General features: G+C 64.2%; 14 protein-coding genes. 8 read left to right on the forward strand and 6 right to left on the reverse strand.

All coding sequences use genetic code 11. The annotated features are described in order from the left end of the window. Positions 1-57: 57 nt before the first annotated feature. Both ACVIYL_RS10805 and ACVIYL_RS10810 read left to right on the forward strand, forming a co-directional pair. Complete coding sequence (locus tag ACVIYL_RS10805; protein ID WP_456778501.1) at positions 58-864, forward strand: N-acyl homoserine lactonase family protein; 807 nt, start codon at positions 58-60, stop codon at positions 862-864. Then, positions 861-1,820, forward strand: coding sequence for an NAD(P)-dependent oxidoreductase (locus ACVIYL_RS10810; RefSeq protein ID WP_309145204.1), 960 nt, complete (start codon positions 861-863; stop codon positions 1,818-1,820). Before ACVIYL_RS10805 ends, ACVIYL_RS10810 begins: the two co-directional genes overlap by 4 nt. Positions 1,821-2,058: 238 nt before the next feature. Here the strand turns inward: ACVIYL_RS10810 and ACVIYL_RS10815 are convergent, their stop codons facing one another. Further along, complete coding sequence (locus ACVIYL_RS10815) at positions 2,059-2,619, reverse strand: MarR family winged helix-turn-helix transcriptional regulator (protein WP_375167041.1); 561 nt, start codon at positions 2,617-2,619, stop codon at positions 2,059-2,061. A 169-nt stretch (positions 2,620-2,788) separates the two neighbouring features. Between ACVIYL_RS10815 and ACVIYL_RS10820 the strand changes: the two genes are divergently transcribed. From ACVIYL_RS10820 to fahA, 5 genes are all read left to right on the forward strand, one after another. Then, entirely contained in the window at positions 2,789-4,417 is a 1,629-nt protein-coding gene (locus tag ACVIYL_RS10820; RefSeq protein ID WP_456778502.1) for an FAD-dependent oxidoreductase, read from the forward strand. Between the two features lie 9 nt (positions 4,418-4,426). Beyond that, complete coding sequence (locus ACVIYL_RS10825) at positions 4,427-4,654, forward strand: DUF2783 domain-containing protein (protein ID WP_050401747.1); 228 nt, start codon at positions 4,427-4,429, stop codon at positions 4,652-4,654. A gap of 224 nt (positions 4,655-4,878) precedes the next feature. Continuing rightward, the gene (locus ACVIYL_RS10830) at positions 4,879-5,832 is read left to right on the forward strand and encodes an MBL fold metallo-hydrolase (RefSeq protein ID WP_057021112.1); all 954 of its coding nucleotides are present in this window, start codon (positions 4,879-4,881) and stop codon (positions 5,830-5,832) included. 2 nt (positions 5,833-5,834) lie between these two features. Further along, positions 5,835-7,181 carry a homogentisate 1,2-dioxygenase gene (gene hmgA, locus ACVIYL_RS10835; protein WP_057021113.1) on the forward strand — a complete coding sequence of 449 codons (1,347 nt, stop codon included), beginning with the start codon at positions 5,835-5,837 and terminating at the stop codon, positions 7,179-7,181. 126 nt (positions 7,182-7,307) lie between these two features. Beyond that, the gene (gene fahA / locus ACVIYL_RS10840) at positions 7,308-8,579 is read left to right on the forward strand and encodes a fumarylacetoacetase (RefSeq protein WP_456778503.1); all 1,272 of its coding nucleotides are present in this window, start codon (positions 7,308-7,310) and stop codon (positions 8,577-8,579) included. Between the two features lie 99 nt (positions 8,580-8,678). Here the strand turns inward: fahA and ACVIYL_RS10845 are convergent, their stop codons facing one another. Then, positions 8,679-8,990 (reverse strand): DUF1272 domain-containing protein, encoded by a 312-nt coding sequence (locus tag ACVIYL_RS10845; RefSeq protein WP_092089998.1) that lies wholly within the window; start codon positions 8,988-8,990, stop codon positions 8,679-8,681. A gap of 81 nt (positions 8,991-9,071) precedes the next feature. After that, positions 9,072-9,548 (reverse strand): Lrp/AsnC family transcriptional regulator, encoded by a 477-nt coding sequence (locus tag ACVIYL_RS10850; protein ID WP_050384067.1) that lies wholly within the window; start codon positions 9,546-9,548, stop codon positions 9,072-9,074. Positions 9,549-9,671: 123 nt separating this feature from the next. On the opposite strand from ACVIYL_RS10850, the gene hppD reads away from it, so the two are divergent. Next, positions 9,672-10,790, forward strand: a complete 1,119-nt coding sequence (gene hppD / locus ACVIYL_RS10855; RefSeq protein WP_456778504.1) for a 4-hydroxyphenylpyruvate dioxygenase — start codon at positions 9,672-9,674, stop codon at positions 10,788-10,790. A 370-nt stretch (positions 10,791-11,160) separates the two neighbouring features. On the opposite strand, the gene ACVIYL_RS10860 is transcribed toward hppD, so the two are convergent. From ACVIYL_RS10860 to ACVIYL_RS10870, 3 genes are all read right to left on the reverse strand, one after another. Then, a complete protein-coding gene (locus ACVIYL_RS10860; protein ID WP_456778505.1) occupies positions 11,161-12,273 on the reverse strand; it encodes a CaiB/BaiF CoA transferase family protein in 1,113 nt (370 codons plus the stop codon). Between the two features lie 349 nt (positions 12,274-12,622). Further along, a complete protein-coding gene (locus ACVIYL_RS10865) occupies positions 12,623-13,423 on the reverse strand; it encodes an FAD binding domain-containing protein (protein WP_456778506.1) in 801 nt (266 codons plus the stop codon). Between the two features lie 13 nt (positions 13,424-13,436). Then, the gene (locus ACVIYL_RS10870) at positions 13,437-15,776 is read right to left on the reverse strand and encodes a xanthine dehydrogenase family protein molybdopterin-binding subunit (protein WP_456778507.1); all 2,340 of its coding nucleotides are present in this window, start codon (positions 15,774-15,776) and stop codon (positions 13,437-13,439) included. Between the last annotated feature and the right edge of the window lie 5 nt (positions 15,777-15,781).

The following is a 15,781-nucleotide window of genomic DNA, read 5'->3' on the forward strand; positions in this document are numbered from 1 at the left end:
GGCAAGCCATTCAAAGACAAGCCGTTCAAACAGGCCTTGCAAACAAGAGCGAAACCGATGGGAAACGCCTACGAGATCTACGCCCTGCGCTATGCGACGATGTCGCCGCGCACGCCCCACCTCAACTTCCTGGTGCCCGATCCGCACGATACCACCGCGCAGGACCTGGATTATTTCGTCTGGGTGGTGCGTGGCCATGGCCGCGACATCCTGGTCGACACCGGCTTCAACGCCGAGGAGGCTAAGGCGCGCGCCCGCAAGCTGACGCTCAACCCGGTCGACGCGCTGGCCGGCTTCGGCGTCAGTGCCGACAGCATCAAGGATGTCGTCGTCACTCACCTTCATTACGACCACGCCGGCAATCTGGATCGCTTCCCGAACGCCAAATTCCATCTGCAGGAACGCGAAATGAGCTACGCGACCGGCCGCTGCATGTGCAACGGCATGCTGCGCCATCCGTTCTCCATCGAGCACGTCACGCAGATGGTGCGCCACGTCTATGGCGAGCGCGTCACCTTCCACTCCGGCGACGGCGAGATCGCACCCGGCGTCACCGTGCATCGCGTCGGCGGCCATTCCGACGGCCTGCAGGTGGTACGCATCGAGACCGCGCGCGGCCCGGTCGTGCTGGCGTCGGATGCCGCGCATTATTATGCGAACCTGCACAAGCGCAGCCCGTTCCCGATCGTCTACAATGTCGGCGACATGGCGCAGGGCTGGGAGACCGTCGAGCGGCTCGCCGGTCATCCGGACCGTTTCATTCCCGGTCACGATCCGATCGTCAGCGAGATCTATCCGCGCGTCAGCGACAAGGTCGACGCGTTCGCGCTGCATCTGGCGCCGTCGCGATCGTTCGCGAAATAGCCTCGCCGGTTGGGCGAGGCACGTCTGCAGCACGTCAAGAAACGTCAAAAAGAAGCGATATGACTGACACCAAGACGACTGACACCAAGACTCTCGGGTTCATCGGCCTCGGCGTGATGGGTGAGCCGATTTGCCGCAACCTCGTCAAGAAGAGCGGCAAGCGCGTTGTCGTGTTCGACCTCTCGGCCGAACCGCTGCAGCGGTTGCGCGCCGACGGTGCCGAGGTTGCCGCGTCGGTCGCCGACGTCATCAAGCAGAGCGATGTGCTGTTCCTCTGCTTGCCGAGCGCCAGGCACGTGCGCGCGGTGTTCGAAGGCGACGGTATCTTGAAGAACACGAGAAGCGGCCAGATCGTGGTCGATCTCGGCACGTCTTCAGTCAGCCAGACCCGCGATTTCGCCGCGCAGTTGCAGGCCAAGGGCGCGGCGTGGGTCGACGCACCGATCGCGCGCACGCGGCAGGCGGCGCAGGACGGCACGCTCAGCGTGATGGTCGGCGCGGTGCCGGCGCTTTATGCCGCGATCGAGCCCTTGATCCGCTGCTTCGCCACCGATGTCACCAATTGCGGTGACGTCGGCGCCGGGCAGGTGACCAAGATCCTCAACAACATGGTGCTGTTCGAGACCGTGAACGCGCTGGCCGAGGCTGTCGCGGTGGCGAAGCACAATGGCGTCGATCCGAAGCTGCTGCTGGAAACCTTGTCGAAGGGCTCGGCCGACAGCTTTGCGCTGCGCAACCATGGCATGAAGGCGATCGTGCCCGGCGTGTTTCCCGAGCGCGCATTCTCGACCGAATATGCGCTGAAGGATCTGTCCTACGCGCTGGAGCTCGCCGCCGACGCCGGCATCAAGATCCGCGGTGCGGAGCTGATCGGCACGGTGCTGCAGGAAGCGATCGACAAGGGATCGAAGGACAATTATTTCCCTGTCATCGCGACACATATCGACAGGGCGTAACGGCACCGTCATTGCGAGGAGCGTAGCGACGAAGCAATCCATCGTCCCGCATGCTCGGATGCATGGATTGCTTCGCTTCGCTCGCAATGACGATCGAGGGGGCCGCGCACAAAATTCCATCACCGTCACCCTGAGGAGCGCGCTCTTGCGCGCGTCTCGAAGGGTCGACGGCCACCAGCCGGGCCGTGCATCCTTCGAGACGCGCTGCGCGCTCCTCAGGATGACGGGTTGAGTGAGCCTAATACACGTCCTTGGCGTCGGCCTCTTCGCTGGTCTGCACCAGTTCGAGGCTGTTCTCGACCTTGCCGAGCAAGCGGCCGAGGTCGCGGCGTTCCTGTGCGGAGAGGCAGGACAAGATCTCCTGTTCCTTGCGCAGCAGGCGCGGGATCAGTTCCTCGTAGAGCGCCTGGCCCGTTTTGGTCAGTCGCAGGCGGAATTCGCGGCGGTCGTCGGCGTTCTCGACGCGCTCGACGATCTCGCGCTCCATCAGCGCCGACACCGCGCGGCTGATGGTGGATTTATGGGTGCGCGTGCAGTGCGCGATGTACTGCGCGCTGCAGGGATCGCTGCGGAAGCCGAGCGTTGCGAGCACGCGCCACTCCGGAATGTCGAGGCCGTAGCGCGCCTGATATTCGCTCGACAGCGCCGAGGACACCTCGGCCGCTAGCCGGTTCAGGCGGAACGGCATGAAATGGAAGAGATCGAGGCGCTTCTTGGTCGGCGCGATAGTGTCGCGCAGCTCCGCTTCCACGGCACTGCGCGGCCGGGCTGGAGGCTGGCTTGCAGAGGTCCGTGCCAAAAATCCCTCCAATTTGAGTTGACGGCAGCCCCGACTGGGGGTTTAAGATAGTTGCAAGTGAGACTAATTTAGCAAGGTTGCGGCCGGCTCGCAAGGTCCCGGTCGCAAGCCGGTCACACAGAACCGCAGCCAGAGGCCGCGGCGCAAGGGAAACATCCAGGGTCACGCAATGGCACACGCCAACACGGCACAGGCCAAAACCCAGTTCGGCTATCGCCGTCACCCCGACCAGGAGCGCTCGGGTGCCAACGTCGCGGAGCATCCCGTCGTCGTGGTCGGCGCCGGGCCGGTGGGACTGTCGCTCGCGATCGATCTCGCGCAGCGCGGCCAGCGCGTGGTGCTGCTCGACGATGCCGACCGGATCGGCGAAGGCTCGCGCGCGATCTGCTTCTCGAAGCGCTCGCTTGAGTTCTGGGATCGCCTCGGGGTCGGCGACCGCATGGTCGAGAAAGGCGTGGTGTGGAGCGTAGGCAAGATCTTCCACGGCGCCTCGCAACTCTATCAGTTCAATCTGCTTCCCGAGGAGGGCCACAAGCGGCCCGCCTTCATCAATCTGCAGCAGTTCTACGCCGAGGCCTATCTGGTCGACCGGGTCGGGCAACTGCCTGAAATCGACCTGCGCTGGCGCAACAAGGTGATCGCGCTGGAGAGCCGCAACGATGGCGTCGCGCTGACGATTGCTACACCTGAAGGCTCCTATCAAGTGCACGCCTCCTTTGTCGTCGCCTGCGATGGCGCCCGTTCCTCGCTGCGGCAGATGGTCGGCGCGGAGTTCGCAGGCCAGGTGTTCGAGGACCAGTTCCTGATCGCCGACGTCAAGATGACGGCGGCGTTCCCGACCGAGCGCTGGTTCTGGTTCGATCCGCCGTTCCATGCCGGACGCTCGGCGCTGCTGCACAAGCAGCCGGACGATATCTGGCGGATCGACCTGCAGCTCAATCCGGATGCCGATCCGGTGGCCGAGAAGCAGCCCGAGAATGTCCGGCCGCGGATCGAGCGCATGCTCGGCCATGACAAGTTCGAGTTCGAATGGATCTCGCTCTACAAGTTCCAGTGTCGCCGGATGGCCAAGTTCATCCACGGCCGGGTGATCTTTGCCGGTGATTCCGCCCACCAGGTCTCGCCGTTCGGCGCGCGCGGCGCCAATTCCGGGCTCGAGGACGCCGAGAATTTGGCGTGGAAGCTCGACCGCGTGCTGCGACGGCTGTCGCCGGAGGGCTTGCTGGAGAGCTATCACATCGAGCGCAGCGCGGCGGCGGACGAGAACATCCGCGAGTCGACCCGCTCGACCGACTTCATGGCGCCGGTGACGAAACAGGAAGCGCGGCTGCGCCAGGCCGTGCTGTCGCTCGCCAAAGATACCGAGTTCGGCAAGCGCATGGTCAATGGCGGGCGGCTGTCGGTGCCGTCGGTCTACGATACGCCGCTGTCGAGCGGCGATCGCGATGATTGGCGCGGCGGCCCGCGGCCCGGCGCCTCGATGCCGGATGCTCCGGTGACGGAGCAGGGCGGAGGTTCCACCTATCTGACCGATGTTTTCATCAGACAGGGAACGCGCTTCACGCTGCTGGAGTTTGGCAATGGCGCGGCTGCCGATGTGCCCGATGGCGTCGGCAGCATCCGAGTCGGCGGCGAGGATGGGCTGGTCGACGCGCAGGGCCTTGCCGGCAAGCGCTACGATGCCGAGCCCGGCACCGCCTATCTGCTGCGGCCGGACGGCTATGTCGCGGCACGCTTCCGCAACGCGGCGCGGCCGGCACTTGATGCGGCGCTGGCGCGCGCAGCCGGTGTGAGGTGAGGATTCGTCATGGCGCTGTCGACCAGTTCGAACTTCGCAAAGCCCGACGACGCCTTCCGCGCCATCGTCGAGGCCCATCGCGGCCTCACCGAGGCGCAGAGCGCCGATCTCGATGCTGCGCTGGTTCTGGTGCTCGCCAACCATATCGGCGATCTCGACGTGCTGCGCGAGGCGATCGCGCTGGCGAAGCGGCGGATGCTGGACGCCAGCCAGCAGCAACAGCAGCAACAGCAATAGCTAGGTCAAACCCGAATGAATCGGTGTCAAATCGCGCAGCAGCCTCCACCTCGCCCCGCTTGCGGGGAGAGGTCGGAACGCATCGTCAGATGCGTTCCGGGTGAGGGGGAGCTTCCGCAGACACATCTGTCGCCGTGTATGCGGAGACAGCCCCTCACCCCAACCCTCTCCCCGTAAGAACGGGGAGAGGGGGCGAATGCTCTTGAACGGACAGGATTGAACTGATGGCCAAAGGTTTCGCATCGACCACGGATCTTTCGGAGAAGAAGGTCACCTTCTCCGAGATCGGCACCGATCTCTATGCCTTCACTGCCGAGGGCGATCCCAACACCGCCGTGATCGTCGGCGACGACGGCTGCCTGGTGTTCGACGCGCAGGCGACGCCGGCGATGGCCAACAAGGTGATCGAGCGGGTCAAGACCGTCACCGACAAGCCGATCAAATATGTCGTGCTGTCGCATTATCACGCGGTGCGCGTACTCGGCGCCTCCGCCTATCACGCGCAGGGCATCGTCGCCTCGCAGGAAACCTATCGCCTGATCGAGGAGCGCGGCCAACAGGATTGGGATTCCGAATATGGCCGCTTCCCGCGGCTGTTCCAGGATGCGGCGAGCATTCCCGGCCTGACCTGGCCGACGCTGACCTTCGAAGGCGAGATGTCGATCTATCTCGGCAAGCGCGAGGTGCGGCTGATGCAACTCGGCGCCGGCCACACCTCGGGCGACATCGTCGCCTGGGTGCCGGATGCGGAGGTAATGTTCTCCGGCGATCTGATCGAATATCACTCGGCGTGCTATTGTGGCGATGCGCATTTGCGCGAATGGCCGACGACCTTGAACGAGATCCGCGCCTTCAATCCGAAGGCGATCGCGCCGGGCCGCGGCGATGCGCTGAAGGGGCTCGCCACCGGGCGCGATGCGATCGCGATGACCCGCGATTTCGTCACCACGCTCTACGGCGCTGCCGAATCGTCGGTCGCCAAGGGCCGCAGCCTGAAGGAATCGATGGCGGCGACGCGCGAGGTGATGGATCCGAAGTTCTCGAAGTTTGCGATCTACGAGCACTGCCTGCCGTTCAACGTTTCGCGCGCCTATGACGAGGCGTCGGGGATCGACGATCCCGTGATCTGGACCGACAAGCGCGACCAGGAAATGTGGGCCGCCCTGCAAGGAGGATAGTGATGAACATCAATACCTCGCCTGATCAGATCGTCCGCAGCTCAGGGCAAGTCACCCCGGGCTACATGTCCGGCTTCGGCAACAGCTTTGAGACCGAGGCCTTGCCCGGCGCGCTGCCGATGGGGCGCAATTCGCCGCAGCGCTGCGCCTATGGGCTTTATGCCGAGCAATTGTCCGGCTCGCCGTTCACGGCGCCGCGCGGCACCAACGAGCGCTCGTGGCTCTATCGCATCCGCCCGTCGGTGCGGCACTCCGGCCGCTTCGCCAAGGCAGATAGCGGGCTGTGGCGCACCGCGCCGTGCCACGAATACGACATGCCGATCGCACAGTTGCGCTGGGACCCCGCGCCGATCCCGAAGGAGGACATGACCTTCCTGCAGGGCGTGCAGACCATGACCACGGCGGGTGATGCCAACACCCAGGCCGGCATGGCCGCACACATCTATCTCATCACCAAATCGATGGTCGATCAGCATTTCTACAATGCCGATGGCGAGATGATGTTCGTGCTGCAGCAGGGCAATCTGCGTTTCGTCACCGAGTTCGGCCGGATCGACGCCGAGCCGGGCGAGATCGTGGTGATCCCGCGCGGCGTCAAATTCCGCGTCGAAATTCCCGGCGGCCCGGCGCGCGGCTATCTCTGCGAGAATTACGGCGGCGCGTTCACGCTGCCGGAGCGCGGCCCGATCGGCGCCAACTGCCTCGCCAATTCGCGCGACTTCCTGACACCGGTCGCGAGCTACGAGGACAAGGACACGCCGACCGAGCTCTACGTGAAATGGGGCGGCTCGCTGTTCAAGACCACGCTGCCGCATTCGCCGATCGACGTGGTCGCCTGGCACGGCAATTACGCGCCCTACAAATACGATCTGCGTACCTTCTCGCCGGTCGGCGCGATCGCCTTCGATCATCCCGATCCCTCGATCTTCACGGTGCTGACCTCGCCGTCGGAGACCGCGGGCACCGCGAATATCGACTTCGTGATCTTCCCGGAGCGCTGGATGGTGGCCGACAACACCTTCCGTCCGCCGTGGTACCACATGAACATCATGTCGGAGTTCATGGGGCTGATCTACGGCGTCTACGACGCCAAGCCGCAGGGCTTTGTGCCCGGCGGCATCAGTTTGCACAATTGCATGTTGCCGCACGGTCCCGACCGCGAAGCCTTCGAGCACGCCAGCAACAGCGAGCTGAAGCCGGTCAAGCTGACCGGCACGATGGCCTTCATGTTCGAGACCCGGTTCCCGCAGCGCGTGACCGAACATGCGGCGAAATCGTCGACGCTGCAGGACGATTACTCGGATTGCTGGAAGGGCTTGGAGAAGAAGTTCGACCCGAACAAGCCGTGAGTTTGTGTCCCTCGTCATCGCCGGGCTTGACCCGGCGATCCATCGCGCTTTCCGAAGATGGATGCCCGGGTCAAGCCCGGGCATGACGACTTTCTGAGCATGACGACTTTCTGATTGGAGGAATCAGTGCCCCATCCCAACGACCCAACGCTCCGCTCCTTCATCGACGTCGCACCGACCTCCGACTTCCCGATCCAGAACCTGCCTTACGGCGTGTTCTCGTCGAAGGATGGCCTTGCGCCGCGCGTTGGCGTTGCGATCGGCGATTATGTGCTCGACCTCTGGGAGCTCGAGCAGGACTCGCGGCTCGATGTCGGGCCGCTCGGCGTGTTCTCGCAGCCGTCGCTCAACGCCTTCATGGCGCTCGGGCCGAAAGTGTGGTCGGCGACGCGGGCGCGGATCAGCGAGCTGCTCCGCTCGGATTATCCGGAGCTGCGCGACAACAGGGAATTGCGGGCGCGGGCGCTGGTGCCGATGGCCGACGTCAGGCTGCACATGCCGTTTGCGGTCTCGGGCTACACCGATTTCTATTCGTCGAAGGAGCACGCCACCAATGTCGGCGTCATGTTCCGCGGCAAGGACAATGCGCTGCAGCCGAACTGGCTGCATATGCCGATCGGCTACAACGGCCGCGCCTCGACGGTGGTCGTGTCGGGCAGCAAAGTGCGGCGTCCGCGCGGCCAGCTGAAGCCGCCGACTGCTGAGGTGCCGAGCTTCGGCGCCTGCAAGCGGCTCGATTTCGAACTCGAGATGGGCGTGGTGGTCGGCCAGGCCTCGCGGATGGGCGAGATGCTGACGGAGAAGCAGGCCGAGGAGATGATCTTCGGCTTCGTCATCCTCAACGACTGGAGCGCGCGCGACATCCAGCAGTGGGAGTATGTGCCGCTCGGCCCGTTCCAGGCCAAGGCGTTCGCGACCTCGATCAGCCCGTGGGTGGTGACGCGCGAGGCGCTGGAGCCGTTCCGCATGCAGGGCCCGGCGCAGCAGCCGGAGCCGCTGGCGTACCTCAAGCAGACCCAGCCGAACAATTACGACATGCAGCTCGACGTCGCGCTGCGCGCCGGTGCGATGAACGAGGCGAAGACAATCTGCAGCACCAACTTCAAATACATGTACTGGTCGTCGGTGCAGCAGCTCGTGCACCACGCTTCCAGCGGCTGCGCGATGAATGTCGGCGATCTCCTGGGCAGCGGCACGATCTCCGGCCCCGAAAAGCATCAGCGCGGCAGTCTCCTGGAAATCAGCTGGAACGGCACCGAGCCGATCGAACTTGCCAGCGGCGTCATGCGCTCGTTCCTGGAGGACGGCGATTCGCTCGTGATGCGCGGCTGGTGCCAGGGCGACGGCTATCGCGTCGGCTTCGGCGAGGTCGAAGGCACGATCATCGCGGCGGAGTAGCTCGCGCTGTCATTCTGGGGCGATGCGTAGCATCGAGCCCGGAATCTCGAGATTCCGGGTATGGTCCTTCGGACCATCCCGGAATGACGGGTGGGCCAGCTACCGTTCCTCGGGCCTGACATCCCTCAAGCGCGCCGTATTCGCCGCGACGTCCTCGAGGCTGTACTTCAAATGCACCCGCTTGTCCGACGGCGGCTGGTTGACCGTGCAGACACCCGGCCGCCACGGCTTGGCCGGGCGGATCGGCCGCGGCGCAAAACCGCCGCCGCAGTTCGGGCAGACATTGCCGAGCTTGGTCTCGGCGCAATCCGCACAGAACGTGCATTCATAGGAGCAGATCCGCGCGTCGGTTGCGCTCGGTGGCAGGTCCTTGTCGCAATATTCGCAGTTCGGTCGCAGCTGCAGCGCCATGGTTCGTCTCTCTTGCCGTTGCCGGAATGATCGCAAGTGGTGCCGCAAAAGCGAATGGCGGATTTCCCTCGATTCGAGCCATCACGCCTGTAGCGACTTCAGCGGCAGCCTGGTGCTCTCCTTTAGCCGGTCGAGCACGATCGAGGAGCGCACATGGGCCACGCTCTGGTGCGGCATCAGCACGTTGTTGACGATGTCGGACAGGCTCTTGAGGTCGCGCAGCATCACCTTGAGCACGTAGTCGGCATCCCCGGTCAGCGCATAGGCCTCCTGGATATCGTCGACCCGGTTGACCAGTTCGCGAAACCGCTTGGCGTTGTCGGGCGAGTGGGTCGCAAGCGTGATGTGGATGAAGGCGATCAGGCCGAAGCCGAGCGCCTCGCCGGCGAGATCGGCGTGGTAGCCGGCGATGACCTTCTCCTCCTCCAGGCGCATCCGCCGCCGCGAGCATTGCGATGCCGACAGCCCGACGAGGTCGGCCAGCTGCTGGTTGGTCAGCCGGCCATCGTCCTGCAGCGCGGCGAGCATTTTCAGGTCGAAGGCATCGACTTCAGGCATGCGAAGAATGTCCATTTCATGCACGGGTCATGCGCGATACTAGCAAATCAAGGGTCACTTTGCACGCACGTTGCGCACCAAGTGACGGAAACTGATCTCCAGACAAAACAGGGAGTTGCCGCCATGGGTCCGTTTCCGCACGATGCGCCGCCGGCCGAAATCAGCACTGAGAACCCGATGGGCACCGACGGCTTCGAGTTCGTCGAATATGCCCACCCCAATCCCGGCGAGCTTCACGCTTTGTTCAAGCTGATGGGTTTCGTCGCGGTCGCCCGCCACCGGACCAAGCAGATCACGGTCTATCGCCAGGGCGACATCAACTATCTCGTCAATGAGGAGCCGGGCAGCCACGGCTTCAACTTCGTCGCCGCGCACGGTCCCTGCGCCCCGTCGATGGCGTTCCGCGTGGTCGACGCCAAGCATGCCTATGAGCGCGCGATCGCGCTCGGCGCGGAGCCGGCGGAAGTCTCGCCCGCAGCGAAGACGCTCGATGTGCCCGCGATCAAGGGCATCGGCGGCAGCCTGCTTTATTTCGTCGACCGCTACGGCGCCAAGGGTTCGGCCTATGATGCCGAGTTCGAGTGGCTCGGCGCGGCCAACCCGCGCCCCGCAGGCTCGGGGCTTTATTACATCGATCACCTCACCCATAACGTCCATCGCGGCCGGATGGATGTCTGGACCGGCTTCTATGCAAAACTGTTCAACTTCCGTCAGATCCGTTTCTTCGACATCGAGGGCCGCGCATCCGGCCTGTTCTCCCGTGCGCTGACCAGTCCGGACGGCAAGATCCGGATTCCGATCAACGAGGACGCCGGCGATTCCGGTCAGATCGAGGAATATCTCAACGTCTACCGCGGCGAGGGCATCCAGCACATCGCCTGCGGCGCGCACGATATCCACGCGACGGTCGAGAGGTTGCGCGCCGACGGCCTGCCGTTCATGCCGTCGCCGCCCGATACCTATTTCGAGCGGATCGACGCCCGCCTGCCCAAGCATGGCGAGGACGTCGCCCGGCTCAGGACCAACGGCATCCTGATCGACGGCGAGGGCGTGGTCGACGGCGGCCAGACCAAGGTGTTGCTGCAGATCTTCTCGGCCAACGCGATCGGGCCGATCTTCTTCGAGTTCATCCAGCGCAAGGGCGACGATGGCTTCGGCGAAGGCAACTTCAAGGCGCTGTTCGAATCGATCGAGGAAGACCAGATCCGCCGCGGCGTGCTGAAGGTCGATCACGCGGCATGAGCACGCCGTAATGCCACGCTAGCGCTCTGGTGTCGTCCCTGCGAAAGCACTAGGGCATTTACACATCTCTTCGAGGCTAGAAAACCGACTCATCATCAAGGGGTTAGCTACTAGGCGAGAGCCGAAATCGGCGGGCGCAACCCTAGTGCAGATGAGTAAGTTCTCTGCGGTTTTCGGCCAACTCTTTGAGAAGACTCCGGAAAGACTGCGGAGGATATGTATATACGCTAGTGCTTTCGCAGGGACCCATACCGCGGAATCTATCGCGTGTGCCGGGTAGTAGTCCCGCGGAAAAAGCCGCGCGCCACAACCGCGTGTCGTGGTTATGGGTCCCGGCTCGCGCTTCGCTTGGCCGGGACGACAACGAGATTTACTTCGCTGCTTTCCAAGCCGCCGTCACATCCCCGATATTCGCCAGCTCCGGCTCGCGGATTGCGGACGGTGTCCGCGAGAAACGCGGCGCGGGGGCGGGCTGGGTGACGCCGTGGCGGTCGACGAACACCTGGCGTGCCGCCATATGCGGATGCTTCGGCGCTTCCTCCATGGTCAGGATCGGCGCGAAGCAGATGTCGGTGCCTTCCATGATCTGACACCAGTCCGCGCGCGATTTGCTCTTGAACACCCGGGTCAGCTTCTCCTTCAGCGCCGGCCAGGCCTTGCGGTCCATCTGCGCGTCGAAGTCGGCGTCGGTCAGGTCGGCATGCTTGCGCAGCAGCGCGTAGAACTGCGGCTCGATCGAGCCGATCGAGATGAAGTTGCCGCAGGAGCATTCATAGACGCCGTAGAAATGCGCGCCGCCATCCAGGAAATTCTGGTCTCGACCGCCGCTCCAGCGGCCCTGCGCGGCCATGTCGTAGAACATCGACATCAGCGAGGCCGCGCCGTCGCACATCGCGGTATCGACCACCTGGCCCTTGCCGGACTTCTGCGCTTCCAGCAGCGCGGCGAGCACGCCGACCACGAGGTAGAGCGCGCCGCCGCCGAAATCGCCGACCAGGTTGAGCGGCGGCACCGGCTTCTCCTTGGTGCCGATCGCAGCCAGCGCGCCCGTGATCGAGATGTAGTTGATGTCATGGCCGGCGGCATTGGCCAGCGGGCCTTCCTGGCCCCAGCCGGTCATGCGGCCATAGACCAGTCTTGAATTGCGCGCGAGCACGACATCGGGGCCGAGGCCGAGGCGCTCCATCACGCCGGGACGAAAGCCCTCGATCAGCGCGTCGGCGTGGCCGAGCAGGTCGAGCACTTCAGCAATCGCCGCCTTGTTCTTGAGGTCGAGCTCGATGACCTTGCGGCTGCGGGTTGCGACCGCCTTCAGATTCTTGCCGGCGCCGACCCGATCGAGCGTGATGACCTCGGCGCCCATGTCGGCGAGCAGCATGCAGGCGAACGGGCCGGGACCGATGCCGGCGAATTCGACGATGCGGAAGCCGGCGAGCGGGCCCGAGGTGCGGGCGGCGGTCTGGGAGGCAGGTTTATCGAGCACGTTGTTCTTCCGTTGGTTGCGGGGCGCTAGGCGGCTGAGATGTCACGGCTGGCTTGGTGCCGAACTTCATGCGTTCTCCCAGCCGTCCGTGGGACGGTATTCTTAATTAGCTGATTAGCTAAATTGTCTCGCCTAAAGCCGGATGTGGCAAGCACCTTTTGTCCTGTGCCGCCGGTAAAAACGCGAACGGCGCGCATCACTGCGCGCCGTTGCAGAGTTGTGTTTAGGCGCTAAAGCGCGATGAGGTTCGTCATCACGCTTTAGCCCTTTGTTTGAGCATGATCTCCGCGCAAACGCTTCGCGTTTGTCGCGAGGAAAACCGCTTCGCACTTTTCCGGATCATGCTTGATCAACCGGCCGCGGTCACCGCCCGCTGTCCCATCACCTTCACGAGGTTGGCGCGGTAATCCGCCGAGCCGTGGATGTCGGCGAGCAGGCCGCTCGCCGGGATCGTCACGCTGTCGAGCGCCGAGGCCGCCCAGTTCGCCTTCAGCGCCTGCTCGATCGGCGCGACCCGCATGACGCCGCTTTGCGACGCACCGGTCGCGGCGACGCGGACGTCATCCGACTTGGTCTTGGCGACGAACACGCCGGTTAGCGCGAAGCGCGAGGCCGGGTTCGGAAACTTCGCGTAGCCCGCCTTGGCCGGGACCGGGAACGACACCGCGGTGATGATCTCGCCATCCTCGAGCGCCGTCGTGAACAGGCCCTTGAAGAAATCATCCGCCGCGATCGACCGCTTGTTGGTCTTGACCGTCGCGCCGAGCGCCAGCACCGCCGCCGGATAATCCGCCGCCGGGTCATTGTTGGCGAGCGAGCCGCCGATCGTGCCGCGATAGCGCACGGCGGGATCGCCGATCAGCGACGCCAGATTGGCGAGCGCCGGGATCGCCTTCTGCACCGCATCGCTTTGCGCCACATCGTAATGCGGAGTCGCGGCCTTGATGGTGACGGTGTCGCCCGACACCTCGATGCCGATCATCTCCTGCACCTTGGACAGGTCGATCACGTCGGAAGGCGCGGCAAGACGCTGCTTCATCACCGGAAGCAGGGTCTGTCCGCCGGCGAGGAATTTTGATTCCGCGCCTTTGGCGAAGGTTGCGGCGGCGTCAGCGACCGAGGAAGCGCGGTGATAATTTGTCTCGTACATGGCTCTTCCTCCCTCAACCGTGAATGGCGTGCCAGACGCGATCGGGCGTCGCCGGCATTTCCAGCTTGTTGTTGCCGATCGCGTCCGTGATAGCGTTGATCACGGCAGCCGAGGCGCCGATCGCGCCGGCTTCGCCGCAGCCCTTGACGCCGAGCGGGTTGCCCGGACACAGCGTCGTGGTGTGGGAGAGCTGGAACGAGGGCAGGTCGTCGGCCCGCGGCATGGTGTAGTCCATGAAGGACGCGGTCATGAGCTGACCGGTGCCGTCATAGACCACACCTTCGAGCAGTGCCTGGCCGATGCCCTGCGCAAGGCCGCCATGGACCTGGCCCTCGACGATCATCGGGTTGATCAGCCGGCCGAAATCGTCGGCTGCGACGAAGTTGACGAAGGAGGTCTTGCCGGTGCCCGGATCGACCTCGAGCTCGCAGATATAGGCGCCGGCCGGGAAGGTGAAGTTGGTCGGGTCGTAGAACGCCGTCTCCTTCAGGCCAGGCTCCATGCCATCAGGCAAATTATGCGCGGTGTAGGCGGCGAGCGCGACCATCGGCAGCGCGATCGACTTGTCGGTGCCGGTGACCTTGAACTCGCCGTTCTCGATCACGATGTCGCTCTCGGACGCCTCGAGCGCATGCGCCGCGATCTTCTTGGCCTTGGCCTCGACCTTCTCCATCGCCTTCACGATCGCCGTACCGCCGACCGCGAGCGAGCGCGAGCCGTAGGTGCCCATGCCGAACTGCACCTTGTCGGTGTCGCCATGGACGATCGAGACCTGGCTGATCGGCACGCCGAGCCGCTCCGCGATGATCTGGCAGAACGTCGTTTCGTGGCCCTGGCCGTGGCTGTGCGAACCGGTGAGCACCTCGATGGTGCCGACCGGGTTGACGCGGATCTCAGCCGACTCCCACAGGCCGACGCCGGCGCCGAGACTGCCGACCGCCTTCGACGGCGCGATGCCGCAGGCCTCGATGTAGCAGGAGATGCCGATGCCGCGCAGCTTGCCGTCGGCTTTGGCCTTGGCCTTGCGGGCCGGGAAGCCGGCATAGTCGATCGCCTTCATCGCGGCATCGATCGAAGCGTGGAAGTCACCAATATCATACGCCATGATCACAGGCGTCTGATACGGGAACTGGGTGATGAAGTTCTTCTTGCGCAGCTCGGTCGGATCGACCTTCAACTGCCGCGCCGCCGTCTCCATCATGCGCTCGATCAGATAGCTGGCCTCGGGGCGGCCGGCGCCGCGGTAGGCGTCGACCGGCGTGGTGTTGGTGTAGACGCCGATCACCTCGGCATAGATCGCCGGAATCACGTACTGGCCCGACAGCAGCGTCGCGTAGAGATAGGTCGGGACGGCCGAGGAGAACAGCGACATATAGGCGCCGAAATTGGCGTGGGTCTTCACCCGCAGGCCAAGGATCTTGTTGTCCTTGTCGAACGCCAACTCCGCCTTCGAGACATGGTCGCGGCCATGCGCGTCGGTGAGGAAGGCTTCCGAACGGTCGCCGGTCCACTTCACCGGGCGGCCCACCTTCTTCGAGGCCCACAGCGCCACCATCTCTTCGGGATAGATGTAGATCTTGGAGCCGAAGCCGCCGCCGACGTCGGGCGCGATCACGCGCAGCTTGTGCTCGGGCGCGATGTTGTAGAACGCCGACAGCACGAGGCGGGCGACGTGCGGATTCTGCGACGTCGTGTAGAGCGTGTAGTGCTCTTCGGCCTGGTCGTAATGCGCGATCGCCGCGCGCGGCTCCATCGCGTTCGGCACCAGGCGGTTATTGGTGAGGTCGAGCGTCACCACATTGGCCGCCTTGCCGAAGGCATCCTTGACCGCGGCTTCGTCGCCGAGATGCCAGTCATATACGATGTTGCCGGGAGCTTCGGGATGAAGCTGCGCGGCGCCCGGCTTGATCGCGGCCTTGATGTCAGGCACCGCGGGAAGTTCTTCGTAATCGACGACGACCGCTTCGGCGGCGTCCCTGGCCTGGTTCTTGGTCTCGGCGATCACGACCGCGACCGCCTGCCCGACAAAGCGCACGGTCTCCGGCGCCATAGCCGGCCACGCGCCCATTTTCATCGGTGAGCCGTCCTTCGAGGTGATGGCCCAGCCGCAGATCAAATTGCCGACCTTGTCGTCGACGATCTGCTGTCCGGTCAGCACCGCGATCACGCCGGGCATCTTCATGGCCTCGGCGGAATCGATGCCCTTGACCTTGGCATGGGCATGCGGGCTGCGGATGAAGTGAGCGTAGCTCATGCCGACCATTTTGACGTCGTCGACGTAACGTCCTTGTCCGGTGATGAACCGGCGATCTTCCTTGCGCACGACACGTGCGCCAATTCCTTCAACACCCATTGTCT

The organism is Bradyrhizobium sp. USDA 3315 (assembly GCF_054056795.1).